Below are 25,461 nucleotides of genomic sequence, written 5' to 3'. Positions count from 1 at the left end.
GCCGGGTGCGGCACGGCGGCGCGCGTTGCCTCGTACCGTACGGGCGGGTAGGCGTTTGATGGCGGTCGGCATGCGGTGCGGGCCGGCGGGCCGGCTACTGGCTCAGCACCCATTGCACGAGCTGGTGCGCATCGTCGGCGGACAGCGGGCCGCCGCGATCCTCGGCGGACGGCATCGGCGTGTCGCCCCAGTGCACGCGGCCGCCGACGCGCAGCTTGCGTTCCAGTTCCGCGGCGGCGGCCGGATCGCCGCGATAGCGCTGCGCGATCTCGTGGAACGACGGCCCGAGGAACCTCATGTCGGGCGTGTGGCAGAACATGCAGTGCTGCGCGTTGACGAGATCGGTCGGCTCGGGCACGGCCGTCTGCGCGGCGGCCGGGCCGGCCGCCGCAGCGATCGCGCAGAGGGCGGCGAAACGCAGGAGGTTCATGTTTTTATCCTCGTCCGGGTCGGAGGGGGCGCACCTTGCCTCGCGGCGCGATCAGGAGACGACTTCGTCGAGCGGGCGGCGCGGCGAATGCGGCGTATGCGGGCCGCGCCCGACGCGCAGCAGCAACTGCGGCTCGCCGCGCAGCCCGAGCATGTGGCGCAGGTGGGCGCGCAGCCCGGCCGTCTCGATCGGCTGGTTCAGGTAGGACGCCGTATGGCCCGCGCGCGTCGCGACGAGCAGGACGCGCTCCAGCGCCTGCCCGGCGGCGAGCCACGCCTCGCGATCGTCGCGTACGGTCGACAGGCAGACGATCAGCGGCGACGCGCCGACGAGCTGGTGATGCAGCGCGGCGAGCCCGTTGCCGAGATCGAACGTCCGGACCGCCATCGTCACGACGGGCGCCGCGAAGTCCAGCAGCGTCGGCACGCCGGCCGCGAATGCCGGCATGCCGTCGACGTGCCGGCGCGGATCGATCCAGCTCGCCAGCTCGCGCCGGAAGCGCGGATCGGCGAACTGCTGCCGGTCGGCCTCGGCAACGAGCTCGGCCACCCGTGCGCGGTGCGCGATCGCGTCGACACAGGCGACCTCGACGCCTTCCGCCGCGCCGGCCGCGATCAGCTCGCGCTGGAGCGTGTCCGGAACGGCCGTCGATTCGAACGGCGCGCGCGTCGTCACGCGCTCCGGAATCGCATCGAACAGCGCGCCGAGCGACGCGTCGGAATAGCCGTCGTCGCAGACCCGCACCAGTGCGAGGAGATCGGGGTCGACTTCGGAGGGAAATGTGCTGATCGTGTGGGCGAGCCCTGCGTGGTCGAGCGCGACACGCAGGTTGAGCAAGGCGGCGCCGCAACTGATGATCAGCTCGCGATCGAACGGATCGACCACCGGCAGCGCACGGACGCGGTCCGCGCAGACCGCGATCGTGGGCCCGTCGACGATGAACCGCCACGGCTGCGAGTTGTGGCTGGACGGGGCCAGCACCGCATAGGCCAGCAGCGACCTCAGATGCGCTTCGGGATGCGCGCTTGCGGCAAGTGGGGGAACGGATATCATTCGATCATCTCCTGGTCGCCGGGCCGGCGGTGTCATGCCACTTCATCGTGTCAGCAACCGGCCGGCCGCCGTTGACCCACGTCAAGCGCCCGTCACTGCGCCATGCGCGCGCGGCGCATGGCGACTAGCCTTGCATCGTGACGCGCGCGAACTCGATGGCGCGGGGAGGCGAGCATGCTTGCGATGATGTTTGACGGCACGACGCCGCATTTGCGCGAGGCGCGCGTGCCGGATCCGCTGCCGGCGCCGGGCCAGCTGCTGATCGACGTGCACGCGTGCGGTGTATGCCGGACCGATCTCCATGTCGTCGACGGCGAACTCGCGCACCCGAAGCTGCCGCTGGTGCCGGGGCACGAGATTGTCGGAACGGTGCGCGTGCTCGGCGAGGGCGTGACGGGATTCTCCGTCGGCGACCGGGTGGGCGTGCCATGGCTGGGCTCGACCTGCGGGCATTGCGCGTACTGCGCGTCCGGCCGCGAAAACCTGTGCGACAGCCCGGGATTCACCGGTTACACGATCGACGGCGGTTATGCCGAGTGCGCCGTTGCCGACCATCGCTATTGCGTGCACCTGCCGCGGCGCTATTCCGATCTCGAGGCCGCGCCGCTGCTGTGCGCCGGCCTGATCGGTTACCGAACCTTGCGCATGGCCGGCGATGCGCGTCGCGTCGGCATCTACGGCTTCGGCGCGGCCGCGCATCTCGTCGCGCAGGTCGCGCATTTCGAGGGGCGGAAGGTGTTTGCGTTGACGAAACCCGGCGACACCGTTGCCCAGCAGCTCGCGCTGTCACTCGGTGCCGCATGGGCCGGCGGCAGCGACGAAACGCCGCCGGAACCCCTCGACGCCGCACTCGTCTTCGCGCCGGTGGGCGCACTGGTGCCGGCCGCGCTTCGCGCGGTCGACAAAGGCGGGATCGTCGTATGCGGCGGCATTCACATGAGCGATATCCCGGGCTTTCCGTACGCGTGGCTGTGGGGTGAGCGCCGCATCGCGTCGGTCGCCAACCTGACGCGCGCGGACGCGGCCGCGTTCATGCGGATCGCCGATGCGATGCCGCTGCGGGTCGAAGCGGTGCGTTACGCGCTGACCGATGCAAACCGCGCACTGGACGATCTGCGCGCGGGGCGCGTATCCGGCGCCGCCGTGCTCGGCATGCGCGGCTGATCCCGCTCGACATGCCCGCACCGCAATGCGCTCAGATGCGCCCGAGGCCGTCCGAATCGACGATGCGGATCTGCTTGCCTTGCGCGGCGACGAGCCCCTTGCGCTGGAACTTCGACATCATGCGGCTGACCGTTTCGAGCTTCATCCCGAGATACTCGCCGATCTCGTCGCGCGTCATCCGCAGCACGAATTCGGCGGCCGAGTAGCCGCGCGCCTTGAAGCGCGTGGACAGGTTCAGCAGGAAGGCGGCCACGCGCTGCTCGGCGGTCATCGTGCCGAGCAGCAGCATCTGCGCGGATTCGCGCACGATCTCGCCGCTCATCATCTGATACACGTGATGCTGCATCGGCCGAACGTCGCGGCACATCTGTTCGAGCTGGCCGAACGGAATGATGCAGACGGTGCTGTCCTCGAGCGCGATTGCGTCGCCGTTGTGCCGCCCGGTGTGCACGCCGTCGAGCCCGAGCGATTCGCCGACGATCTGGAAGCCGGTGATCTGCTCGTCTCCGTCGCGATGCATCACGATGGTCTTGAACGAACCGGTTCTGACCGCATAGATGCTGTTGAATGCGTCACCCGCGCGAAACAGCGTTTCGCCGCGCCTGACGTGCCGCGTCGTGCAGATCATCGCGTCGACGCGCGCGAAGTCGTCAGGCGAAAGATCGGGCGGCATGCACACGGTACGCAGCGCGCACGTCGAGCAACGGGACGCGGCGCGCTTCGGCTGGTCCGCCCGTTCGACGGGATGCAGCGGGATGAACGGACGTGACGGTTGTAACGGGTGTAACGGCATGGTCTGCGAAACATCGGCATGGCTTTGCATGATCGGCTCCAATTCCTGGGCCAGCGGCGAATCGCTGTCGGGCAGGATCGCGCTGGCCGTCGTACCGGCGGCCTTGGTGTCTGCCGCCTTCCTGATGGGGAACCACACCGGACGGGCCAGGAGACCGAAACCGGTCTCGGGGTTGAGGGGGCCTTTGCTCCGGGTGGCACGCTGGCTTGTTTTTCTTGATACGCAGTATGGATGGCGCAGCGCTCGACGGAAATCAGCCGGAATTGAAGATGCGGTAGGACACGTGGAAGCGTTGTAGGGCGTTTCCTACAAAGGGGGCGGCATCTTGCCGCGATCTTGCCGCCGAGGCGGGCGCGCGTTGCCCGGTCGACGTTGTCGAGAGGCGGGCGGCACGGGCGGCGATTCCGTTGACCTGACTCAATGCCGGCGGCGGTGGCGGACGTTATGTTCGATATCACGCGACGCAGCGTCGAGAAGCCGGTCGCGCGATCGCGAGCCGCCCATGCGGCCACTGGCAGCGGAATCGTCGGCGCAAGCAGCCGGCTGCCTGGCGGCCGTCAGAGTTCGTCCGGGTCGTCGAACAGCTTGTGGCGCATCGCATAACGCACGAGCGCCGTGTCGTTCGGCATTTGCATCTTCTCGAGAATGCGCGTCTTGTACGTGCTGACGGTCTTGACGCTGACGCAGAGCGCCTGCGCGATTTCGGAAATCGACTCGCCGGTGGTGACGCGCCGGAAGACGTCGAATTCACGGTCGGACAGACGCTGGTGCGGCAGGAGATCGGTCGGTTCGTTCAGGCTCTGCGCAAACTGTTCGGCCATCGTCAGGCTGACATACACGCCGCCGGCCGCGATCTTGGTCAGCGCCGCGACCAGCTCGGCGCTCGCGCTCTCCTTGGTCATGTAGCCGGATGCGCCCGCGCGGAACGCGCGTACCGCGTATTGCTGCTCGGCGTGCATCGTCAGCACGAGGACATGCAAGGCCGGTTTCTCGTCCTTGATCTGCTTGATGAGTTCGACGCCGTTCCGGCCGGGCATCGACAGGTCGAGCACCAGCACGTTCGCGGCCGTGCCGCGCACGAGTGCGATCGTGGATGCGCTGTCGCACGCCTCGCCCGCGACCTCGAAGCCGCTTGCGTTCTGCAGGATGTGCCGCAGGCCGTCCCTGACGAGGGCATGGTCGTCGGCGATGAGTACCCTGATCATGACAGCACATCTCCTTGCTGGATGGCGTGAAGCGGCAACGCCACGGTAATCGTGAATCCCGTTCCCGGCCGGTTCTCGATCGTCACCGTGCCGTCGAGCATGTGCGCGCGCTCACGGATGCCGATCAGCCCGAACGACGGACGATCGTGCTCGTCGCGGGCGACCTCCGGCGCACCGTGGCCGTTGTCCGCGATGCGCAGCATGCAGTAGCCGTCTTCCACTTTCAGGGCGAGTTTCACGTGCGTCGCATCGGCATGCCGGGCGACATTGGTGAGCGCTTCCTGCACGATGCGGAACAGCGTGGTGGCGCCGGCGCTGGTGAACGCGGTATCGACGGGGGCGATGTCCCGGTCGACCGTGATCCGGTAGCGGTGCGTGAAATCGTTTGCAAGCCACTCGATCGCCGGGACGAGACCCAGGTCGTCGAGCATCACCGGCCGCAGATCGGCCGCGATGCGCCGAACCGACGCAACGGTCGAATCGATCAGGCGATGCATGCCGCCCAACTGCTCGCGCACGCCGGTATGGGGGGCGACAATGCCCGCGAGCCCCAGCTCGACGGCGGAGAGGTCCATCTTGAGCGCGGTGAGTTGCTGGCCGAGGTCGTCGTGCAACTCGCGCGCGATCCGCGTTTTTTCTTCCTCCCGCACGTTCTGCAGGTTGGCGGACAGCTCGCGGAGTTCCTCGCGCGACTGCCTGAGCGCATTTTCCGCGCGGACGCGCTCGGTGACGTCGCGCAGCATGACCGTGTACAGCTTGCCCGTGCCGTCGCGAATCTGCGATATCGACGCCTCGATCGGGAACTCCGTGCCGTCGCCGCGCAGGCCGAACAGCACGCGTTGCTGCCCCATCTGGCGGTCCGACACGCCCGTCACGCCGAATTGCTCGACGTGCCGCGCATGCGCGGCGCGAAAGCGCTCGGGGATGAAGCGGGTGAGCGGCGCGCCGATCGCCTCCATCGCGGAGACGCCGAACACGCGTTCCGCGGCCGGATTGAAGATCACGATCGTCTGGCTTTCGTCGACGGTAATGATCGCTTCCATCGATGACCGGATGATGCCCATCATCCGCTCCCCGGTCGGCTGGCTGTCGCCGGCGGGCACGGCGGCGGAGATTCGCGTGGAGACAACCTGCTGCACGAGCACGGCCAGTATCAGCGACAGCGCGGTGCCGGCCGCCAGCACGGCCAGCGCGGGGCCGGACGTGTCCGGGCCCGGCGCACTGTAGCGCAGCGTGAGCGGCGTACCACCGAACGACAGCGAATCCGTTCGCGTGAGCATGTTGCCGGCGGCCGTGGCGTCGTTGCCGCCGAAGCCGCCGGCATGGACGAGCGCCGCCGGGATGTCGGCCGCGATTTCCATACGTAGCCGATCCAGTATCGACGGATCGACGAGACGTGCCGGATCGAGCGCGGCATAGACGTATCCGGTCGCGCGCGCATGTTGCGGCCCCGGCGGAGCCCCGTCTTCAGCGTCCGCATAAATCGGCAGATACAACATCAGCGCCGTGCGGGCACTCGTCGCGTCGGCGCTGTCCTGGGTCGCGTTCGCGGCCAGCGCGACCCTGCCGGTTTCCGCCGCTCGCTGCAGTGCCCGCCGGGTCGCCTGATCGTCATTGGCGGGGCTCGGCTCGATTCTTCCGACGCTGCGGACGGGCGACTGCAAGCCGTCCAGATCGAGACCGGCAATGTAACGACGCCACGCGTCGCCGGATTGAGGCACGACCAGCGTCGACGCGAAGCCGCGCGCGCCGCGCAAGACGGCGGCGGCGCCGAGGAAGCTGCGCCGGAGGTCGGCCGTCGCGAGCGTCGCCGATTGCGCGAAGCGCGCCTGGGCGGCTTCCTGCGCCCGGTTCTGCACGAGCCGGGCGGCGGCAAACGACGTGGCCAGGCCGAGCGCCAGCGTCAGCAGCGCGGCGAGGGTCGCGGATCGCGCGGGCCGGACCCTGCGCGGAGCCGGCCCGGCCTTGAAGGCGGGCACATGGACTGTCATTGCCGTTCATCCTGACGGATTTCGCCGGCGGCCGGCGGGCAGCGGGCCGGACGCGGGGCACGGGAAGCGGGGCAGGCCGAAACTTGCGATATCGCCCGAAATTGTGCGCGTTTTGTCCGGATTCGCCAATCGGGACCGATGCGTACGCCTGTTTCCGTGCGGGCTTGACCGGCATCAACCGGACGATGCGCGTCGGGCCCAGACTGGTCTGGCATGCCGGTCAAATCCGAACGGCAACGGGGAGGCTCCATGTATGCACGGATCTTTGCGGCACTCGACGGCAGCCGCGCTTCGCGACTCGCGCTCGACGAGGCGATCGCGCTCGCCCGCGATTCAGGCGGCCTGATCGTCGCCGTGTGCGTGGTATCGGACGCGCCGAGGGTGGCCGACGTCGACAGCGGCTATATCGGCCAGCGCGACCCCGCGGGGCTGGATGCGGACAGGGCCGCGATCGCGGTGGCGGACGCGGAGACCGCGTTTCGCCTGTGCGGCGTCCGCGGCACGGCACACACGCTCGACGCGTGCGGCGAGGACGTGTCGTCCGTTCTGGCGCGCGCCGCCGCCGAATGCGACGCGGACCTGATCGTGATGGGCACGCACGGGCGGCGCGGCGTGCGCCGCGCGTTGCTCGGCAGCGTCGCCGAATCGCTGGTGCGCACCGCCGACCGGCCGGTGCTGGTCGTGCGGGAGGGGCAGGGCGCGTGTGCGGCCGTGTTGTGACGCGCCGTGTTGTGACAAAAAGGGGGCGGCCGCAAGCGGCTGCCCCCTTTTCGACGGCTCAGTGAGACAGCAGCACCGGTACCGTCATCGTCTCGAGGATCGTGCGTGTGGCGCCGCCCAGCACGCGTTCGTGCATGCGCGCATGGCTGTACAAACCCATCACGAGCAGGTCCGCGTGCAGGTCGGTCACCCGGTTCAGCAGCGTCGCGCCCACGCCGACCGACCGGTCGCGCGGCGTCGTGGAGAACGACGCGCGAACGCCGTGCCGTTCGAGATACGCGGCGACGTCGACGCCCGCGGGCGTCTTGTCCGGGTCGGGCTGCCCGCGCACGACCGTCTCGACGTTGACGAAGCGCGCGCGGGCGAGCAGCGGCAGCGCATCGGCCATCACGCGGGCGGCTTCGCGCCCGCCGTCCCAGCCGATCAGCACGTTCTCGCCGATCGTTCGCACGTCGCCGGCGTAGGGCACGACGATCGCCGGGCGGCCGCTGCCCATCACGACATCCTCGACGAAATGACGTGCGACGTAGGTCATGCGATCGTCGGGGTCTTCCTGGCCGAGCACCAGCAGATCGGCGTGACGCGCGTGCAGAATGGCGGCGGCGGTCGCGTCGCCGGTGGGGGCCTGCCATTCGACGCTGCGTCCCGCGCGCTCGGCGGCCGTCAGGAATTTTTCCTCGGCTTCCTTGCGGCGCTGCTCGCACAGCCGCTCGTACACGGCAAGCTTCAGCGGTTCGTCGGGCCGCCGCAACGGCTCGAACAGGTCCTGGCAGACCACGTAGAGGCCGATCAGATGCGCGTTCCAGCGCGCCGCGAGTTCGAGTGCGAGGCCGACGCGCGTCGCGCAGCGCTCGCTGTCGTCGAGGTGGACGAGCAGGGTCTTGTAGCTCATGACGGCTCCTTTTCGGTTGATGCCGCGGCGGTTTCGGCGGGTTTCTCCGACGGGCAGTTCGCCGGAATCATCAGGACGGGGCAGGTGGCCAGGCGCAGCACGCGCTCGGCCACGCTGCCGAGGAAGAGGCGCTGAAAGCCGCGCCGGCCGTGCGTGCCCATCACGATCAGGTCGGCCCCGGTTTCGTCGGCAAGACGGACGATCCGGCGCGGAATGTCCTCGCCCGCGGGCTCGACGTTGGAGATCTGCGGCGTGCCGGCCACGTCGCGCGCTTTCAGGCGTCGCGCCGCGTCGTCGGTGACGCGCAGCCCCTCTTCGCGGAAGGCGTCGACGAGGATCGACGGATCGTATCCGTACGTGTCGTAGGCCGGCACCAGGAAATCGACGACGTAGACGGGGGTCAGCCGCGCACCCGTCTCCGCCGCGAGCGTCAGCGCGGCGTCGAGTGCGCGGGACGACGTGTCGCTGCCGTCGAGCGCAACCAGAATGTTCGAGTACATGGCATTTCCCTTGAACGGATGTGGATGAGGTCATCATCGGCGCGTGCGCGCCGACGGCGCTGATCTGGATCAAGCGGCGCGGTTGCCGCGCAGCACGCGCACCGCGGCGCGTGCCGCGATCCACGCTTCGTTGGTCGGCTCGACGACCACCGTGACCGCGCTCGACGCGGACGACACGACCTGCGCATGGTCAGCATTCGCGCACACGTCGAGGTCGATGCCGAGCCAGCCGAGCGATGCGCAGATCCGCTCGCGCAACACGGCCGAGTGCTCGCCGATGCCGGCCGTGAAGACCAGCATGTCGAGGCCGCCGAGCAGCGCGGTCAGCGCACCGACCTCGCGCACGATGCGATGGACGTACAGCGCCAGCGCATCGGCGGCCGGCGCATCGCCCGCGGCTTCGCGTGCCAGCAGCACGCGCGGGTCGCCCGACGCGCCCGAGACGCCCTTGAGCCCCGACTCGTGATACAGCAGGTGGCCCAGCGCGTCGCCCGACAGCTTGCCGACTTCGAGCAGGTGCAGGACGACACCGGGATCGAGCGCCCCGCAGCGCGTGCTCATCATCAGCCCGTCGAGTGCCGAGAAGCCCATCGTCGTCGCGACGCTGCGGCAGTCGCGCATCGCGCACAGGCTGGCACCGCTGCCGAGATGGGCGGCGATCACGCGGCCGTGCGCACGCGCGCCGAACCGCTCGTCGAGCGCGACGGCCAGGTATTCGTACGACAGGCCGTGGAACCCGTAGCGCCGTACGCCCTCGTCGAACCACGCGTGCGGCAGCGGGAGCAGCTGCTCGGTGCGCGGCAGCGTGCGATGAAATGCCGTGTCGAACACGGCGATGTGCGGGACGCCCGGAAACGTGCCGCGCAGCACGTCGATCGCATCGAGGCCGTGCGGCTGATGCAACGGGGCGAGCGGCGTCAGCGTGCGTAGCGCGCCGAGCACCGCGTCGTCGACGATCACCGGCTCCATGAAGCGTGTGCCGCCGTGCACGACGCGATGGGCAATGGCGCCCACCGTGATGTGCGGCAACTGCCCGCGGATCCACGTCGCGATCCGCGCGAGCGCGTCGCGACAGGGGGCGCTCGCACCGAGCGGCAATGCAACGGCCGGTTCGGCGTCGAAGCGGATCGACACGCCGTTGCCGGTCTCGACCGCTTCGCCCTCGTGCAGCGGCCGCCGCGCGGGATCGTCGTGCGGCGGATACGCAAAGAGCGCGAACTTCACGCTCGACGAACCGGCATTGACGACGAGGAGCGCGAGTGTGCGCATCGGCCGGCTCAGTGCGACATCAGCACCGGCAGCGTCATCGACCCCAGCACCGTGCGGGTGGCGCCGCCCATCACCAGTTCGCGCCAGCGCGGATGGCCGTAGGCCCCCATCACGAGCAGGTCGGAACCCGTTTCGTAAGCGCGTGACAGCAGCGTGTCGCCGATCGACGCGCCGGCGCCGGTACCGATGTCGAGCACGTTCACGTCGTGCGCGTGGCGTGCCAGCATTAGCGCGGCATCGGCGGCCGGAATGCGCGTGGTCGCCGCCTCCGAATCGGCGTCGACCACGGCGGCGACCGTCGTGCGCTTCGCGTGCTCGAGAAACGGGAGCGCGTCGTGCGCGGCGCGGGCCGCTTCGCGGCTGCCGTCCCATGCGACGAATACCCGTTCGCCGATCGACGGAAATTCTCCGGTGTACGGCACGAACAGCACCGGGCGGCCGGCGGACAGCACCAGGTTCTCCGGAAACTGGTCGTCGATAAAGGTCTCGGGATCGTTCGGGTCGCTCTGGCCCGCAATCACGAGATCGGCGAGCCGCGCGGCGCGCAGCACGGCCAGATTCGCGCGTTCGTCCGCGCGAACCCAGGTCGCCGGCACCTTGGCGCGGGCGGTCTCCGCATGGAACAGGCGTTCCAGCGCGGCGAGCCGTTCGTCGCGCCGCTCGCGGTGCTCGCGGAAATAGTCGGCGGAACCGGCCATCACGTAGAACGAATACGGCTCGGGCGTGTAGACCGCGAACAGCCCGGTGAGATGCGCACCGAAGCGCCGGGCGAGACGCAACGCGAACTCGAGGCGCGAATGCGCGCGGGCGCTCGTATCGAGGTGCACGACCATGCTTTTGTAGCTCATCGGAATCGCTCCATCGACGGGTGATCCGCCAGTGCAATCCAGTCTACGAAGCAGGGTTTCCGCGCGCTTGACTCAGATCAACGGCAGCCGAGCGCCGCGGCCGCACAGTGAGGCGGTCGCCATGCCGATGCCCGGCAGGCGGCACGAGGCGGATGCGAACCCGTTGACCGGATCGAAGGAGGGAACACGATGAGCGCCCATGCTTTGACGACACCGAACGACGCTTGCCGCGCGGGATGCGATCTTGCATTGCGCATGGCCGCGCTGAACCGAGGCTGGCAGCAGGAATGGCATGCGCTCGCGGGGCGCTGCATCGAACGGGACCGCGACGCCGTGCGCGGCCTGCAGCAGGCGCTCACGGCTACGAACGAGTGGACGGCCTTCGGTGAAGCGGCCCGGCTGGCGATGCGCGACTACACGGTCGCCACCGTCGCGATCTGGCAGGACGCCACCGAGCTCTGCATGCGCGGGCAGTTCGAGAGTGCCGGCGCGTGGCGCACGTGGCTGCGCGAATACGGCCCCGGCGGGCTGGCGCGCTACCAGACCGATTGGCTGCCCGACCTCGGGCGGCTGGCCGTGATCAACGAGGCCAGCATGCCGTGGCGCGACTGGATGGCGGCGTTCGAGCTCGGCATCACGGAGGCCGTCGGCGCGAGCGACGGCGGGCCGGTGGCCATGCGACTGCCGGACGACCACCTTGCCGCGCGGGAGCACGATCATGTCCGCTAGGCGCGTCGCGTTCGTCACGGGTGGAATGGGCGGCCTTGGCGCCGCGATCAGCCGTTGCCTGCACGACGCGGGCATGACGGTGGCGGTGTCGCACACCGAACACAACGACCACGTCGCGACGTGGCTCACGCAGGAACGCGACGCCGGCCGCGCGTTTCATGCGTACGAGGTCGACGTTGCCGATTACGATGCGTGCCAGCACTGCGCGGCACGCGTGCTGGCCGAATTCGGGCGCGTCGACGTGCTCGTCAACAACGCCGGCATCACGCACGACGCCACCTTCGTGAAGATGACCAAGGGCATGTGGGATGCGGTGCTGCGCACCAACCTCGACAGCATGTTCAACATGACGAAGCCGTTCGTGCCCGGCATGATCGACGCGGGCTTCGGGCGGATCGTGAACATCGGGTCCGTCAACGGTTCGAGAGGTGCGTACGGGCAAACGAACTACGCGGCCGCGAAGGCCGGCATCCACGGCTTCACGAAGGCGCTCGCGCTCGAGCTCGCGCGTCACGGCGTGACGGTCAACACGGTCGCGCCAGGCTACCTGGATACGGCGATGCTCGAATCGGTGCCGAAGGAAGTGCTCGACACGAAGATCCTGCCGCAGATCCCGGTGGGGCGTCTTGGCCGCCCCGACGAGATCGCCGCGCTCGTCGGCTTCCTGTGTTCCGATGCGGGCGCATTTGCGACGGGCGCCGAATTCGATGTCAACGGCGGCATGCACATGCAATGACAGCCTCCGTCATCCGTGCACCGTTCACGCACGAATCGAATCCGCCGCCGGATCGGGGCGGGCCGGCGTCGCGTTCCGCCGAATGCCCGGCGGGAACGACTTCGCCTGCCGAACAATGGAACCGCGCAGCGCATGCGACCGTCGCCGCGATGACCTTCGGGCTGTCGCCCGTGTCGCTGGCGCTGGCCATGCTCGATTGGGGCGCGCATCTGGCGGTGTCGCCGGGGAAGTGCTTCGAGCTCGCGACGCAGGCGTGCACGGCCGCCGTTGCACCGGCGGCAAACCGGCGTGAGGGCGACGCCGACGCTGCGGACATGAGCGGCCTTGCCGTGCATGCCGGCGAGGCCGATCCGCGCTTCGCCGCGCCGGCGTGGGCCGGCTGGCCGTTCAGCGCGTATCGCGACAGTTTCCTGTCGATCCAGCGCTGGTGGCGCGACGCAACGCGCGGCGTGCCGGGCGTCGAACGGCACCATGAGGAACTGGTCGGGTTCGTCGCGCGACAGTGGCTCGACGCGTGCTCGCCCGGCAACTTCCTGGCGACCAACCCGGTCGCGCTCGACGCGACGATGCGCAGCGGCGGCGCGAATCTCGCGGCAGGCTTCCGGAACTGGCTGGACGACGCGAGTGCGTTGCTCGATCGCACGGGCGGCACGCGGGCCCGCGACACGCGCACGTATCTGCCGGGACGCGACGTGGCGGTCACGCCGGGCCGCGTCGTCTGGCGCAACGCGCTGTGCGAGCTGCTGCAATACGACCCGACGACGCCCGCCGTGGCACGCGAACCGATCCTGATCGTGCCGTCGTGGATCATGAAGTACTACATCCTCGATCTGCAGCCACACAACTCGCTGATCCGCTTCCTGGTCGACGCGGGCTACACCGTGTTTGCGGTGTCGTGGCGCAACCCGGGCGCGGAGGCACGCGACGTCGGGCTCGACGATTATCTGCGCGACGGGTGCATGGCGACGCTCGACGCCGCCCGGTCGATCTGCGGCGAAGCGGTCCACGCGGTCGGCTATTGCCTGGGCGGCACGCTGCTGGCGATCGGCGCGGCGGCGCTCGCGCGCGACGGGCGGCAACACGACGCACTGCGCTCCGTCACGTTGCTGGCGGCCCAGACCGATTTCAGCGAACCCGGCGAGCTCGGCCTGTTCATCGACGCGAGCGAACTGTCCGCACTCGACGCGCTGATGTGGCGGCAGGGTTACCTGGACGGCGCGCAGATGTCCGCCGCGTTCGAACTGCTGAACGCGCGCGACCTGATCTGGTCGCGGATGATGAGCGAATACCTGCTCGGCACGCGCACGAAGCCCAACGACCTGATGTCGTGGAATGCGGACACCACGCGCATGCCGTATCGGATGCATTCGGAATACCTGACGCGGCTCTTTCTCGACAACGATCTCGCGGCCGGCCGCTACTGCGTCGACGGGCGGCCGGTTGCGTTGTCGGATCTCGACGTGCCGACGTTCGTGGTCGGCACCGAGCGCGATCACGTGTCGCCGTGGGGTTCCGTCTACAAGCTCCACCTGCTCACGCACCACGCGCTGACCTTCGTGCTGACATCGGGGGGGCACAACGCGGGCATCGTGTCCGAACCCGGCCATGCGGGGCGCCACTATCGATGCGCGACCCGTGAACCCGGCGCAGCCTACCGCAGCCGGCACGATTTCGTACGCGATACGCCAGCGGTCGACGGATCGTGGTGGACCTGCTGGCGCGACTGGCTGCACGCGCGCTCGTCGGGCGACGTGCCGGCCCGTACGCCGGCCGCGGGATTTGCGGCGGCGCCCGGCACCTACGTACTCGAAACATGAGCGAAAACCCGCCGCCGGAGGGGCTCGACGACGCATGCCTGCCCGGCTTGCTGCCACGCCCGGACGGCGCATTACCCGAGCTGATCGCGCGGGCGCGCAACGCGGCGCCGCTCGTCGTCGCCGTCGTGCATCCGTGTGACGCGACCAGTCTCGTTGCGCTTGCGGCGCTGCGCACGTCACCCCTGGGGGCAGCGATCGAACCGCTGATCGTCGCGCCGCGCGCCAAGGTGCAACGCGTGGCGAACGAGGCGGGCGTCGATCTTTCGAAGTGGACGATCGAGGATGTGCCGCACAGCCATGCGGCGGCGGCCCGCGCGGTCGAACTGGCGGCGGCCGGCCGCGCCGGCGCGCTGATGAAGGGCAGCCTGCACACGGACGAGCTGATGGGCGCGGTCGTCGCGGCCGGTTCGGGCCTGCGCACCGACAAGCGCATGTCCCACTGTTTCCTGATCGAGGCGCCCGCGTATCCGCGCCCGTTCATCCTGACCGACGCGGCGGTGAACATCGCGCCGGATCTCGCGCAGAAAGCGGCCATCACGCAGAACGCGATCGACGTCGCACATGCGCTGGGCGTTGCCTGCCCGCGCGTGGCGGTGCTGTGCGCGGTCGAAACCGTCAATCCGGCGATGCGCTCGACGCTCGATGCGGCCGCGCTCGCGAAGATGGCCGAGCGCGGCCAGCTCACGGGTGCGATCGTCGACGGCCCGCTCGCGTTCGACAACGCGATTTCGCTGCGGGCGGCGCACGACAAGGGGATCGACTCGCCGGTAGCCGGCCGCGCCGACATCCTGGTCGTTCCCGATATCGAAGCCGGCAACCTGCTCGCGAAGCAGCTCGAATACCTGGGGGGTGCCGTCAGCGCAGGCATCGTCGTCGGCGCACGCGTGCCGATCGTGCTGACGAGCCGTGCCGACGGCATCGCCATCCGGATCGCTTCGTGCGCGCTCGCGACGGTGCTGGCGCAGGGTCGGCATCACCTGCAGTCCTGATGAATGAACCCGCAACCCTTTCTTTCGATGGAGGAACCGCGATGAAAGCACTCGTCTACCACGGACCCGGGCGCAAGGCGCTCGAGGAGCGGCCGAGGCCGGAACTGCAGTCGCCCACCGACGCGATCGTCCGCGTGACGCGCACGACGATCTGCGGTACCGATCTGCATATTCTCAAGGGCGACGTACCGACCTGCGAACCCGGCCGCATTCTCGGCCATGAGGGCGTCGGCATCGTCGAGCAGGTCGGCGCCGCGGTCGATTCACTGAAGCCGGGCGATCCCGTGCTCATTTCGTGCATCTCGTCGTGCGGCCGCTGCGAGTACTGCCGGCGCGGCCTGTATTCTCACTGCACGACGGGCGGCTGGATCCTCGGCAACCGGATCGACGGCACGCAGGCCGAGTACGTGCGCATCCCGCATGCGCAGACGAGTCTCTACCGGATTCCGCCGGGCGCGGACGAGGACGCGCTCGTGATGCTGTCCGACATCCTGCCGACCGGGTTCGAATGCGGCGTGCTGAACGGCAAGGTGCAGCCCGGCTGCTCGGTCGCGATCGTCGGCGCGGGCCCGATCGGGCTGGCGGCGTTGCTGACCGCGCAGTTCTACTCGCCCGCGCGGATCATCATGATCGACCCGGACAGCAACCGGCTCGAGGTGGCGCGGCGTTTCGGCGCGACCGATTGCATCGACGGCCGCAGCGGCGACCCGGTGGCGGAGGTCATGAAGCTGACCGACGGCGTCGGCGTGGATTGCGCGATCGAGGCGGTCGGCATTCCGGCGACGTTCGAGATGTGCACCTCGCTGGTGGCGCCGGGCGGCGTGGTCGCGAACGTCGGCGTGCACGGGGTCAAGGCCGACCTGCACCTCGAGAAGCTATGGGATCGCAATATCTCGATCACGACGCGGCTCGTCGACACGGTCAGCACGCCGATGCTGCTGAAGACCGTACGCGCCGGGCGCCTCGATCCGACGCGCCTGATCACGCACCGGTTCTCGCTCGACGACGTCGAGCGCGCATACGACACCTTCGGCCGCGCGGCGCAAACCCATGCGCTGAAGGTCATCATCGAAGTCGGTTGATCGCCGATAGCCGATAGCCACGCGGCGCGCCGCGAGCACGGGACCCGGCGCGCGATGTCCGGTTCCCGTGCACGCGCCGGCCCGCGCGTCGCTGGCGTCGCCGTCAGGATGAAAGCGTGGCCGGCTCGTGCGTGTCGCCCGATTCGACCGCGTCGAGATCGACGCACTGCGCGTAAGTCGGCACCTCGCACGGCCAGTGCAGTCGCTCCGCGATACGCCGCCGCATCGCATCGGCCGCCGCGGGTTCGCCGTGCGTGACGAAGGTCCGCACCGGCGCGCGCTGCATCGTGCCGAGCCAGCGGAGAATCTCCTCGTAGTCGGCATGCGCGGAGAGCGTCGTGATCGACTCGACCTGCGCGCGCACGCGCACGTATTCGCCGTGAATCTTCAGCGTCGGCTCGTGCGCGGCCAGCGCCGCGCCGCGTGTGCCGGCCGCCTGGTAGCCGACCAGCGCGATCGTGTTGCGCGCATCGGGCGCGTAGCGGCTCAGGTGGTGCAGCACGCGGCCGCCCGTCGCCATCCCGCTGCCGGCGATGATGACCATCGGGCCGTGATGGTCGGCGATCGCTTTCGACTGCTCGACCGACCGGATCATCGTGGCCGCGTGACCGAGCGCATTCGCTTCGGACGGCGTCAGCCGGTGCTCGAGAATATGGTGACGATAGATCTCGGTCACGTCCGTCGCCATCGGGCTGTCGAGATATACCGGGACACGCGCCATGCGGCCGGACGCCTTCAGCCGCGCGATGTAGTGCAGGATTTCCTGCGCGCGCCCGACGGTGAAGCAGGGCATCACCACGACGCCGCCGCGCGCGAAAGTCTTGTCGAACAGCGCGGCCAGTTCGTTCTCGGGGTCCGATTCCGGATGCAGACGGTCGCCGTACGTCGATTCGACGACCAGGAAGTCCGCATGCGCGGGCGCCAGCGGCGGCTGCATGATCGGGTCGTGATAGCGGCCGAGGTCGCCCGAGAACGCGAGCACCTTGTGATTCCAGTGCATCACGACGCTCGCCGCGCCGAGGATGTGCCCGGCCGGCAGCAGGCGGAACGCCAGGCCGCCGCCCAGTGCGGTGCATTCGTCGAACGCGACGGGCTTCAGCAGTTGCAGCGCGCGCTGCGCATCTTCCAGCGTGTAGAGCGGCTGTGCGGGGTGATGCTTCGAGTAGCCGTGGCGGTTCGCGAAGTCGGCTTCCTCTTCCTGCAGCCGCGCGCTGTCGCGCAGCATGATGTCGCAGAGTTCGGCCGTGGCGGCCGTGCAGTACACGGGCCCGCGATATCCTTCGCGCACCAGTACCGGAAGGTAGCCGGTATGGTCGATATGCGCGTGCGTGAGCACGACCGCGTCGAGCGTGTCGGGCGCGAGCGGCAACGGGCTCCAGTTGCGCAGCCGCAGGTTCTTCGTGCCCTGGAACAGGCCGCAGTCGACCAGCACGCGCCGGTTGCCGTGCTCGAGCAGGTACTTCGAGCCGGTCACGGTTTCGGTCGCGCCGAGAAAAGTCAGTTTCATGGATGCCTCACCGGGAGTCGAGGGAGCAGTGAACCGATTACAGCGCGGATGCGCGTGAAGCGATTGATGGAAATCAGGGATTGCCGTATCCGTGCCCGGGATAGGTGAGGTTCGTCCTCCAGCCGTTGCGGCTACGGTTTGACGTCAATCAACGCGCGGGCCGGACGGTGGCGCGATAGTGGTCGCATGCGCGAGGGCGATGTCGTGATTCCGCCCTCCGCGCGGGCCGCGTATATGCCGTACACCATAGGCAGCGAGATTTCGACGCGATAGGGACGAATCCATCATGACGCTGATCGCCAACCTGGACGGCGCGCGGACCGGCTACCGGCTGTGCTTCGTCCGCGCGCCCTGGGCGTGGTTTACGTGCCTGCCGCTCGACCTGCAATGCGGCCAAAGCTGGGCCGACGTGCCCTATCAGGATGTCGCGCAGCCGCCTTACAGCGATTCGCGCACTCAGCTGCTGCGCGTGGCGTTCGACGCGCCGCGCCTGCTGCCGCCCGAAGCCGGCCGGCACGGGCAGGACTGGAGCGTCGAGCAGATCAACGGCGGCGCGGTGCCGTGGCTGCGCAGCGAGGAATTCGTCGACGCGATGAAGCTGGTCGTGCCGGCGGGGGCGACACTCGCCGAATTCGTCGAGACGATCGAGGCCGCCGGCGGTACCGTCTACGGCCCGCTCGGCTGGGCCGAGTTGCCGCCCTGGCAGCGGCCGGACATCGTGGCGCACACGTAGACGGGCCGACTCCGGACGACCGCACTGCCGCGTTTCAGCCCGGGTCACCCCAGCCGCCGCCGAGCGCGACGTAGAACGCGACCGTGTCCTGCAACCGCTGCGCGACTGCCTGCAGCCACGCAAGGCGCGCCTGATGGTATTGCACGTCGGCGACCAGCAACTGCACGTAGCCCGAGATCCCCGCGTCGTAGCCGGCCTGCGTAAGTGTCAGCGCATCGCGGGCCGCGGCCATCGCGCGGGCCTGCGCATCGAGCGCCGTTGCGTCGTTCGCGAGTGCGCGCAGCGTGTCGGCGACCTGCGAGAACGCCGACAGCACTACTTGCCGGTAGGTCGCGTCGGCTTCGTCGTACGCATCCTGCGCCGCACGCCGCTGGTTCAGCAGCGTGCCGCCGTGAAAGAGCGGTGCGGTGAGCCCGGCGCCGACGCTCCATGCGCGGCCGGCCGGCGCGAACAGCCGGCCGGCGACGATGCTGTCGAAGCCGCCCGACGCGGACAGCGTGACATTCGGGTAGAGCGCGGCCGTCGCGACGCCGACCTGTGCACTGGCCACGTGCAGTTGCGCTTCCGCCTGCAGGATGTCCGGCCGGCGGCGCACCAGCGACGACGGCGCCGTATCCGGCAGGCTGGCCGGCAGCGCGATGCGCTCGAGCGACAGGTCGGGTGTCTGCCAGTCGGCGGGGTAGCGGCCGGCGAGCAGCGCGAGCAGGTCGTCGGCCTGGGCGCGTTTCTGGTCGAGCGCGGGCAGCGTCGCCTCGAGCGACGCCCGTTGCGATTCCAGCGTCAGCACCGCAACGTAGGCCGCCGCGCCGGCCGTCACCTGTGCGCGCGTCAGGCGGATCTGCTCGTCGAGCAGGCCGATCATCTCGCGCGTGGCCGCGGCTTCGTCCCGATAGGCGGCGCGCGCGACCATCGTGTTGACGACGTTGGCGGTCAGCATCAGGTATGCGCCCGCCAGCGCCTGGCGCTGTGCGTCGACGCCGGCCGTGAGCGCCTCGACCTGCCGCCGCTCGCCGCCCCACAGGTCGAGCGTGTAGCTGACCGTCGCCGACAGCGTGTACAGGTTGAAGATCGAGGCCGGCACTACCTGCCCGGTGCGCAGCGGCGCATAGCGCTGGCGCGACGCGCCGGCCTGAGCATCCGCCTGCGGAAAGAACACGCCTTCGCCGGCTCGCAGCGCATGTTCGCTGCGCCGCAGCGTCGCCTCGGCGAGATCGAGCGTCGGGCTGCCGGTCAGCGCCTCGCCGACGGTCGAGTCGATCGCACGGCTGCCGAAGCGCGTCCACCAGTCGCGTGTGAGCGGCTCGCTCGCCGACAGCGCCTGTGTCTGCCCCCCGGCTGTCCATGCGCCGGTCGCGGCGTCCGCGGCGACAAAACGCGATACATGCGGAACGGGCGGACGGGTGAAGTCGGGCCCGACCATGCATCCGGCCAGCGGCGCGACGGCCGCGAGCAGGGCCGCCGCGCGCAGCAGGCCGCGGACGGGGCGATCATTTGCCGGCCACGTATACATCGACGATCTGCCCGGGAAACAACCGGACAGCCTTGTTCGGGACGATACGGAAAATGACCGGCAGCACCCGCACGTCGACGCGCTCGGTGCGCTGGTCGGACAATTCGATCTTCGGCGTGACGTACGGCTGCACGCGGACGAACTGGAGGTCGGCCTCGCCCGACGTACCGCGCACGAACATGTGGGCCTTCAGCGCGTGCAGGTCGGGCAACTGGTGGATCAGGATTTCGTCGATGTAGCAGCGCACCTGCAGGCGGTCGACCGGCGTGCCGAGCACCGCGACGGGCCCGTTGCTCCGCGTGTAGGTATCGTAGAGCCCCTGCGAGGTCAGGTACGAGCCGACGGCCGCGTTCATCGCGAGCACTGTGCCGTCCGCCGGCGCGCGCAGCGTGTAGCGGGCAAGCAGCGCGGCGGCCGCGTCGGCCGCGCGCCGCAGCGCGACGGCCTGCGCTTCCTGGTTGCGCACGTCGTAACTCCACGCGCCGGCTTTCGTCAGGCGATACTGCCGCGTCACGACGTCCAGGTTGGCCGCAGCGACGCGTACCGCGTTCGCGGCCGTGTCGAGCGCATCGCGGCTGACGGCCTTCGGGTCGATGTCGTACGCGCGCCGCTGCTTGTCGTACTGATCCTGCGCGAGCTTCAGGCTGGCCTGCGCGGCCGTGGTCTGCGCGGTGGCCACGTCGAGCACCTCGCGGCGCGGCTGCGCTTTCAGTTCGTCGAGCAGGGCGGCGGCCGCGTCGGCCTGTGCCGCGAGCTGCGCGGCGGTGGCGCGCTGCACCGAGTCGTCGATCGTCAGCAGCACATCGCCGGCCTTCACCGGATCGCCGTCGTGCACGAGGATGCGTGTCACCGCGCCCGACACGTCCGGGTAGACGTTCACGTTCGCGCCGGCCGGCTGTTCGCTTTCGACGATGCCGTTCGCATAGACGCCGCGCGCGTACGGATTGGCGGCCGGCTTGAATACCGGTGGCTGCGGCGGTTCCTGACGGCTGTACACCCACGCGGCAACGACGCTTGCCAGGAAGCCGAGCAGGGCGGCCACGAACACGAGCCGGTGCTTCATCGCGCACCTCCGCGGTCGATCCCGTTCAGCTTGCCGTCCTCCATCCGCAGGATGCGATCCGCGTATTCGAAGATCCGTGCGTCGTGCGTGACGATCACGATGCAGCGTGTGTCGTTCAGCACCTGGTGCTTGACGAAGTCGATGATCATGCGGCCCGTGTCGCCGTTGAGCGACGCGGTCGGCTCGTCGAGGATCAGCAGGTCGGGCTGGCTGACGATCGCGCGCGCGATCGCGACGCGTTGCTGCTCGCCGCCCGACAGCTTGACGGGCGGCAGTTGTGCGCGATTGCCGAGCCCGACGACGTCGAGGTAGCCGAGCGCTTCGTGCATCGCCTCGTCCCACGGCCGGCGTTTCAGGATCAGCGGAATCGCGACGTTCTCCACGGTCGTGAGCCGCGGGAACAGGTGGTAGTCCTGGAATACGAAGCCGATCCGGTTCAGCCGGAAATCGGCGATCGCGTCGTTCGGCTGCGCCCACAGGTCGACGCCGTCGATCGACACCGAGCCGGATTCCGGCCGCAGGATGCCCGAGATCACGCTGAGCAGCGTCGTCTTGCCGCTGCCGGACGGCCCGACGATCAGCAGCATCTCGCCGAAGTTCGCCTGCATCGACACGTCGCGCAACGCCTGCGTGCGCGCGTCGCCTTCGCCGAACCACTTGCTGACGCCTTGTGCGTCGATCGCGACGTTCGCCATGGTCAGCCCCGGAAGATGTCGAACGGCTCGATGCGCAGGACGCGCCGCACGCCGAGATAGCTCGAGATCGTCGCGATCACGACCACCATCCCGAACGCGAGCGCCAGGTTGCCGAACGTGACGAGCGCCGCGTAATCCGGAATCTGCAGCTTCGCGAGGCTGATCATCAGCACGCACAGGCCGACGCCGATGCCGTAGCCGGTCAGCGCGGTGAACGTCGCCTGGAACAGGATCATCACGACGAGTTCGCGGCTTTTCGCGCCGATCGCCTTCAGCGCGCCGAACTTGTCGAGGTTCTCGAGGATGAACGCATAGAACGTCTGGCCCGAGATCGACAGGCCGATGATGAAGCTGATGATCGTCATCAGCATGATGTTGGTGCCCAGCCCGGTCTCGTACTTGTAGAAGCGTGCGATCTGCGCGATGAATTCGTCGCGCGTGTACGCGCGATAGCCGAGCGATTGCACGACGGCCTTGATGTGCGCGATGTCCGCGGCCGATTTCGGCTCGACGAGAATGTACGACGTCGTGAAGCGCGGCGACGGAATGTACCGGATCGCGCGAGCGTACGTGGTGTAGAGCGTCGGCGTGCCGAACAGCCCGCTGGCCGCCACCTTCGCGATGCCGACGATCACGCCGCGATGGTCGTTCAGTTCGAAATCGGTGCCGATCGACGGATTCTCGAGTTTCGGAAACTCGGGGTCCTGGATCGCGATGAAGCCGTTCTCCGCGTAGATGTCCTCGATGTGGCCCTGCAGCATCGTCGGACGGCCGAGCAGGCTCGCGTCGTCGAGGCCGACGACCGTCACGGCCTGGTAGGTGCCGGAGCGCAGCTTCACGAGCGCGGCGCCGGAGTAGAGCGGCACCGCATACTTGACGCCGTCGATGCTGCGCACCACGTCGAGCACGTAGTCGGGCATGCCGATGCTGTTCGCGATCGTCTTCACGGCCGGGTCCATCACCCACACTTTCGCGCCGATGTTGATGACGGACGCCGACGACTTGTTCAGGATCCCGGCGAACAGCGATGTCATCTCGATCATCAGCAGCACGGAGAACGTAATGCCGACGGTCAGCGCGGTGAACTTCGCGCTGTCGTTCACGAGCAGCTTGAACGCGAGGCGGAGGATGCCGTTCACGATGGTGAATGCAAGGGACGCGGGCGCATCACGAATCCTCGCCGACGGCCGAATTCAACTGTGCGACGAAAGCGGCGACGCCCGACACCAGCGCGACGATTGCGTACGGGAGGACATGCACGCCGACCAGCATCGCATGTACGACGCCCAGCAGCGACGCGAGTGCGGTGAACACGCCGAGCGTGGCAAGAACGATCCGGTTTGGCAGGCGCATCATGACGTTCTCCGGCGAGGCGGCCGCCGGCCGCCGTGAGCGCGATGCCGCCCTGCCGCCATCGCGGCCGCCGCGGCTATCACAAGACGTGTCGTCATGATCGCGTGAAGGGTGCCGGCACGGTTGATCTGTATCAACGGACGAATGGGGCCGCCGCGCGGGCGTCCGGCCGCCCGCCGGGCCGGTTACGCCATTTGGGCGATCGTCTTGCGAAAGCGCGTCAGCGACAGCAGGAACAGCGCGCAGCCGATCGCGAACAGCACGGCGAACTGGATCCAGACCGCATCGAGTCCCGCGCCGCGGTACAGGATGCGTTGCGCGAGTTCGACGAAATGCGTGGTCGGCGCGGCCAGCATGATGTCCTGCACGGCGAGCGGCATGCTCTCGCGCGGTGTCAGTCCGCCCGACAGCAGTTGCAGCGGCAGCAGCACGAGCACCAGCAACATCCCGAACTGCGGCATGCTGCGCACGAGCGTCGCGAGAAAGATCCCCATCGACGTCGTCGCGAACAGGTGCAGCGCCATCCCGGCCACGAACAGCGGGATGGAGCCCGGAATCGGCACGTGCAGCGCTCCGCCCACGACCAGCGTCAGCGATGCGACGGCCGCCACCGTGACGACGAGCCCCATCGACCAGACCTTCGCGAGCATGATTTCCGCGGCGGTGACCGGCATCACGAGCAGATGCTCGATCGTGCCGTGCTCGCGTTCGCGGATCAGCGCGGCCCCGGTGAGGATCATCGACAGCATCGTCACGTTGTTGATCAGCTCCATCAGCGCGCCGAACCACACTTCGTCGAGATTCGGGTTGAAGCGCATCCGCATCGCGAGATCGACGGGCGGCGACGTGGTGCCGCGATAGCGCCGCACGAATGCGTCGATCTCGCCCGACACGATCTGCTGCACGTAGCCGCCGCCGGTAAAGGCCTGCGTCATGCGGGTCGCGTCGACGTTGAGCTGGATCGTCGCGTGACGGCCGGCGAGCACGTCGCGCTGGAAATCCGGCGGAATGTCGAGCGAGAACGTGTAGTCGCCGTTGTCGAGGCCGTGATCGGCCGCGGCCGCGTCGACGATCGGCGGCGGTGCGAACTGCGGCGGGAAGAACGCCGACGCGATGCGCGCCGACAGCGGCGATGCGTCTTCGTCGACGATCGCGATCGGCACCTTGTGCAGCGTTTCCGGGCGCGCGGTGGCCGCGACGTAGATCGACGCGCTGAACGTGTAGACGATCAGCACGAGCAGGATCGGGTCGCGGGCGAGGCTCCAGAGCTCCTTGACCCCGAGCCGGAAGATGACGAGCAGGCGCGACATGGTCAGCGCTCCTGTTTGCGCAGCAGGACGGCGGTCATGGCCAGGATGGCCGGCGCCGCCGCGAGCAGCGGCCAGAACTGCGACGACAGTTCGCCCAGGCCGAGCGCCTTGTTGTAGACGCCGCGGCTGATCGCGAGCATGTAGGTGGCCGGGTAGATTGCCCCGATCCACTTGCCGGCGCCTTCCAGCGACGACAGCGGCGTGAGCAGCCCCGAGAACTGCACGACGGGAATCAGCGTGCCGACGATCGTCATGAAGATCGCGGCGATCTGGCTGCGCGTGAACGTCGACGCGAACAGGCCGATGCCCGTGGCCACCACGTTGAAGACCAGCACCGCGGCCGCGAGCGTGAAGAAACTGCCCTTGATCCGCACGCCGAACGCGACGTCGGCCAGCACGACCATCAGCAGGAAGTTCAGCATGGCGAGCATCACGTAGGGCGCCTGCTTGCCGAGCAGGAATTCCGCGCGTGTGACGGGCGTGACGTACAGGTTGACGATCGACCCGAGCTCCCGTTCCCGGACGACGGCGAGCGCCGTCAGCATCGCGGGCAGCATCAGCAGCAGCATCGGCATGATGGCCGGAATCATCGCCGGCAGGCTCCTGACGTCCGGGTTGTAGCGATAGCGCACGGCGATCTCGACGGCCGGTGCGAGCGACGCGCCGAGCCGGCGCTTCGCCTGGTCGCGCAGCCAGTTCTCGTGCATGCCGGCGACGTAGCCGCGGATCGTCTCGGCGCGCATCGGCATCGCGCCGTCGATCCACGCGCCGATTTCGACCCGGCGGCCGTGCGCGACGTCCCGCGCGAACCCGGGCGGAATCTCGATCGCGAGCGACAGCTGGCCGTTGCGCATGCGGCGGTCGATCTCGCGCTCGTCCGCGAGCGGCGCGCGCGGCACGAAGTAGCGCGAGCCGCCGAGGTTCTGCGCATAGTCCTGGCTCAGGATCGACTGGTCGCGGTCGAGCACCGCGAACGTCAGGTTGTCGACGTCGAGGCTGATGCCGATGCTGATGACGCACATCAGGACGAGCGACCCGAACAGGGCCAGCGTCGCGCGCAGCGGGTCGCGCC

At 68.9% G+C, this 25,461-nt stretch carries 25 protein-coding genes; 8 read left to right on the top strand and 17 right to left on the bottom strand.

Annotation, left to right across the window (positions count from 1 at the left end; genetic code table 11):
• Window positions 1-94: 94 nt before the first annotated feature.
• Together ABY44_RS08810 and ABY44_RS08805 are read right to left on the bottom strand one after the other, a co-directional pair.
• Entirely contained in the window at window positions 95-430 is a 336-nt protein-coding gene (locus tag ABY44_RS08810; RefSeq protein ID WP_021159373.1) for a c-type cytochrome, read from the bottom strand.
• 51 nt (window positions 431-481) lie between these two features.
• Window positions 482-1,483, bottom strand: a complete 1,002-nt coding sequence (locus ABY44_RS08805; RefSeq protein WP_060172794.1) for an Acg family FMN-binding oxidoreductase — start codon at window positions 1,481-1,483, stop codon at window positions 482-484.
• 174 nt (window positions 1,484-1,657) lie between these two features.
• Between ABY44_RS08805 and ABY44_RS08800 the strand changes: the two genes are divergently transcribed.
• A complete protein-coding gene (locus tag ABY44_RS08800; protein ID WP_027792297.1) occupies window positions 1,658-2,647 on the top strand; it encodes a zinc-dependent alcohol dehydrogenase family protein in 990 nt (329 codons plus the stop codon).
• 31 nt (window positions 2,648-2,678) lie between these two features.
• Here the strand turns inward: ABY44_RS08800 and fnr are convergent, their stop codons facing one another.
• The 3 genes from fnr to ABY44_RS08785 all read right to left on the bottom strand — a co-directional run bounded on the left by fnr (window position 2,679) and on the right by ABY44_RS08785 (window position 6,636).
• Complete coding sequence (gene fnr / locus ABY44_RS08795; protein WP_059696986.1) at window positions 2,679-3,470, bottom strand: fumarate/nitrate reduction transcriptional regulator Fnr; 792 nt, start codon at window positions 3,468-3,470, stop codon at window positions 2,679-2,681.
• Between the two features lie 527 nt (window positions 3,471-3,997).
• A complete protein-coding gene (locus tag ABY44_RS08790) occupies window positions 3,998-4,645 on the bottom strand; it encodes a response regulator (protein ID WP_027792299.1) in 648 nt (215 codons plus the stop codon).
• Window positions 4,642-6,636, bottom strand: a complete 1,995-nt coding sequence (locus tag ABY44_RS08785) for a PAS domain S-box protein (RefSeq protein WP_060172795.1) — start codon at window positions 6,634-6,636, stop codon at window positions 4,642-4,644. Before ABY44_RS08785 ends, ABY44_RS08790 begins: the two co-directional genes overlap by 4 nt.
• A 249-nt stretch (window positions 6,637-6,885) precedes the next feature.
• On the opposite strand from ABY44_RS08785, the gene ABY44_RS08780 reads away from it, so the two are divergent.
• The gene (locus ABY44_RS08780; protein ID WP_060172796.1) at window positions 6,886-7,356 is read left to right on the top strand and encodes a universal stress protein; all 471 of its coding nucleotides are present in this window, start codon (window positions 6,886-6,888) and stop codon (window positions 7,354-7,356) included.
• A gap of 58 nt (window positions 7,357-7,414) precedes the next feature.
• Here ABY44_RS08780 and ABY44_RS08775 read toward each other — a convergent pair whose 3' ends face one another.
• The 4 genes from ABY44_RS08775 to ABY44_RS08760 form a co-directional block, all read right to left on the bottom strand.
• Window positions 7,415-8,248, bottom strand: coding sequence for a universal stress protein (locus ABY44_RS08775; protein WP_060082655.1), 834 nt, complete (start codon window positions 8,246-8,248; stop codon window positions 7,415-7,417).
• On the bottom strand, window positions 8,245-8,748 hold the full coding sequence (locus tag ABY44_RS08770; protein ID WP_059696801.1) for a universal stress protein: 504 nt from the start codon (window positions 8,746-8,748) through the stop codon (window positions 8,245-8,247). The genes ABY44_RS08775 and ABY44_RS08770 overlap by 4 nt, the downstream gene beginning before the upstream one ends.
• Before the next feature lie 69 nt (window positions 8,749-8,817).
• Window positions 8,818-10,017: an acetate/propionate family kinase gene (locus ABY44_RS08765; RefSeq protein ID WP_060172797.1), complete on the bottom strand. Its 1,200-nt coding sequence runs from the start codon at window positions 10,015-10,017 to the stop codon at window positions 8,818-8,820.
• Between the two features lie 8 nt (window positions 10,018-10,025).
• Window positions 10,026-10,865 (bottom strand): universal stress protein, encoded by an 840-nt coding sequence (locus ABY44_RS08760; protein ID WP_060172798.1) that lies wholly within the window; start codon window positions 10,863-10,865, stop codon window positions 10,026-10,028.
• 189 nt (window positions 10,866-11,054) lie between these two features.
• Here ABY44_RS08760 and ABY44_RS08755 point away from each other — a divergent pair, with 189 nt between their 5' ends.
• The 5 genes from ABY44_RS08755 to ABY44_RS08735 are packed head-to-tail and all read left to right on the top strand — an operon-like array spanning window position 11,055 to window position 16,218.
• Window positions 11,055-11,594, top strand: a complete 540-nt coding sequence (locus ABY44_RS08755; RefSeq protein ID WP_027792305.1) for a hypothetical protein — start codon at window positions 11,055-11,057, stop codon at window positions 11,592-11,594.
• Window positions 11,584-12,330, top strand: coding sequence for a beta-ketoacyl-ACP reductase (locus tag ABY44_RS08750; protein ID WP_027792306.1), 747 nt, complete (start codon window positions 11,584-11,586; stop codon window positions 12,328-12,330). The genes ABY44_RS08755 and ABY44_RS08750 overlap by 11 nt, the downstream gene beginning before the upstream one ends.
• Window positions 12,327-14,147, top strand: coding sequence for a PHA/PHB synthase family protein (locus tag ABY44_RS08745; RefSeq protein WP_060172799.1), 1,821 nt, complete (start codon window positions 12,327-12,329; stop codon window positions 14,145-14,147). The genes ABY44_RS08750 and ABY44_RS08745 overlap by 4 nt, the downstream gene beginning before the upstream one ends.
• On the top strand, window positions 14,144-15,136 hold the full coding sequence (locus tag ABY44_RS08740) for a bifunctional enoyl-CoA hydratase/phosphate acetyltransferase (RefSeq protein ID WP_060172800.1): 993 nt from the start codon (window positions 14,144-14,146) through the stop codon (window positions 15,134-15,136). The genes ABY44_RS08745 and ABY44_RS08740 overlap by 4 nt, the downstream gene beginning before the upstream one ends.
• A 41-nt stretch (window positions 15,137-15,177) precedes the next feature.
• The gene (locus ABY44_RS08735) at window positions 15,178-16,218 is read left to right on the top strand and encodes a zinc-dependent alcohol dehydrogenase family protein (protein WP_059696792.1); all 1,041 of its coding nucleotides are present in this window, start codon (window positions 15,178-15,180) and stop codon (window positions 16,216-16,218) included.
• A 103-nt stretch (window positions 16,219-16,321) separates the two neighbouring features.
• Here the strand turns inward: ABY44_RS08735 and ABY44_RS08730 are convergent, their stop codons facing one another.
• Entirely contained in the window at window positions 16,322-17,725 is a 1,404-nt protein-coding gene (locus tag ABY44_RS08730) for an MBL fold metallo-hydrolase RNA specificity domain-containing protein (RefSeq protein ID WP_060172801.1), read from the bottom strand.
• A 286-nt stretch (window positions 17,726-18,011) separates the two neighbouring features.
• Here ABY44_RS08730 and ABY44_RS08725 point away from each other — a divergent pair, with 286 nt between their 5' ends.
• Window positions 18,012-18,458: a hypothetical protein gene (locus ABY44_RS08725; RefSeq protein ID WP_060172802.1), complete on the top strand. Its 447-nt coding sequence runs from the start codon at window positions 18,012-18,014 to the stop codon at window positions 18,456-18,458.
• A 34-nt stretch (window positions 18,459-18,492) separates the two neighbouring features.
• Here ABY44_RS08725 and ABY44_RS08720 read toward each other — a convergent pair whose 3' ends face one another.
• From ABY44_RS08720 to ABY44_RS08690, 7 genes are all read right to left on the bottom strand, one after another.
• Window positions 18,493-19,968 carry an efflux transporter outer membrane subunit gene (locus ABY44_RS08720; protein ID WP_060172803.1) on the bottom strand — a complete coding sequence of 492 codons (1,476 nt, stop codon included), beginning with the start codon at window positions 19,966-19,968 and terminating at the stop codon, window positions 18,493-18,495.
• Window positions 19,946-21,031: an HlyD family secretion protein gene (locus tag ABY44_RS08715; protein ID WP_060172804.1), complete on the bottom strand. Its 1,086-nt coding sequence runs from the start codon at window positions 21,029-21,031 to the stop codon at window positions 19,946-19,948. Before ABY44_RS08715 ends, ABY44_RS08720 begins: the two co-directional genes overlap by 23 nt.
• Window positions 21,028-21,732, bottom strand: a complete 705-nt coding sequence (locus ABY44_RS08710) for an ABC transporter ATP-binding protein (RefSeq protein ID WP_431641120.1) — start codon at window positions 21,730-21,732, stop codon at window positions 21,028-21,030. The genes ABY44_RS08715 and ABY44_RS08710 overlap by 4 nt, the downstream gene beginning before the upstream one ends.
• Window positions 21,729-22,865, bottom strand: coding sequence for an ABC transporter permease (locus ABY44_RS08705; RefSeq protein ID WP_059696782.1), 1,137 nt, complete (start codon window positions 22,863-22,865; stop codon window positions 21,729-21,731). The genes ABY44_RS08710 and ABY44_RS08705 overlap by 4 nt, the downstream gene beginning before the upstream one ends.
• A 28-nt stretch (window positions 22,866-22,893) precedes the next feature.
• Window positions 22,894-23,082 (bottom strand): DUF2964 family protein, encoded by a 189-nt coding sequence (locus ABY44_RS08700; RefSeq protein WP_059696780.1) that lies wholly within the window; start codon window positions 23,080-23,082, stop codon window positions 22,894-22,896.
• A 182-nt stretch (window positions 23,083-23,264) separates the two neighbouring features.
• Window positions 23,265-24,389: an ABC transporter permease gene (locus tag ABY44_RS08695; RefSeq protein ID WP_060172805.1), complete on the bottom strand. Its 1,125-nt coding sequence runs from the start codon at window positions 24,387-24,389 to the stop codon at window positions 23,265-23,267.
• A 2-nt stretch (window positions 24,390-24,391) separates the two neighbouring features.
• On the bottom strand, window positions 24,392-25,461 hold a 1,070-nt coding region (locus tag ABY44_RS08690), incomplete at its 5' end, for an ABC transporter permease (RefSeq protein ID WP_431641117.1).

The sequence above is a fragment of the Burkholderia sp. ZZQ-2 genome, assembly GCF_050768715.1.
GTDB lineage: Bacteria > Pseudomonadota > Gammaproteobacteria > Burkholderiales > Burkholderiaceae > Burkholderia > Burkholderia cepacia.
The sequence above is the reverse complement of the archived record's forward strand: the minus strand, read 5'-3'. Positions and strand labels throughout refer to the sequence as shown.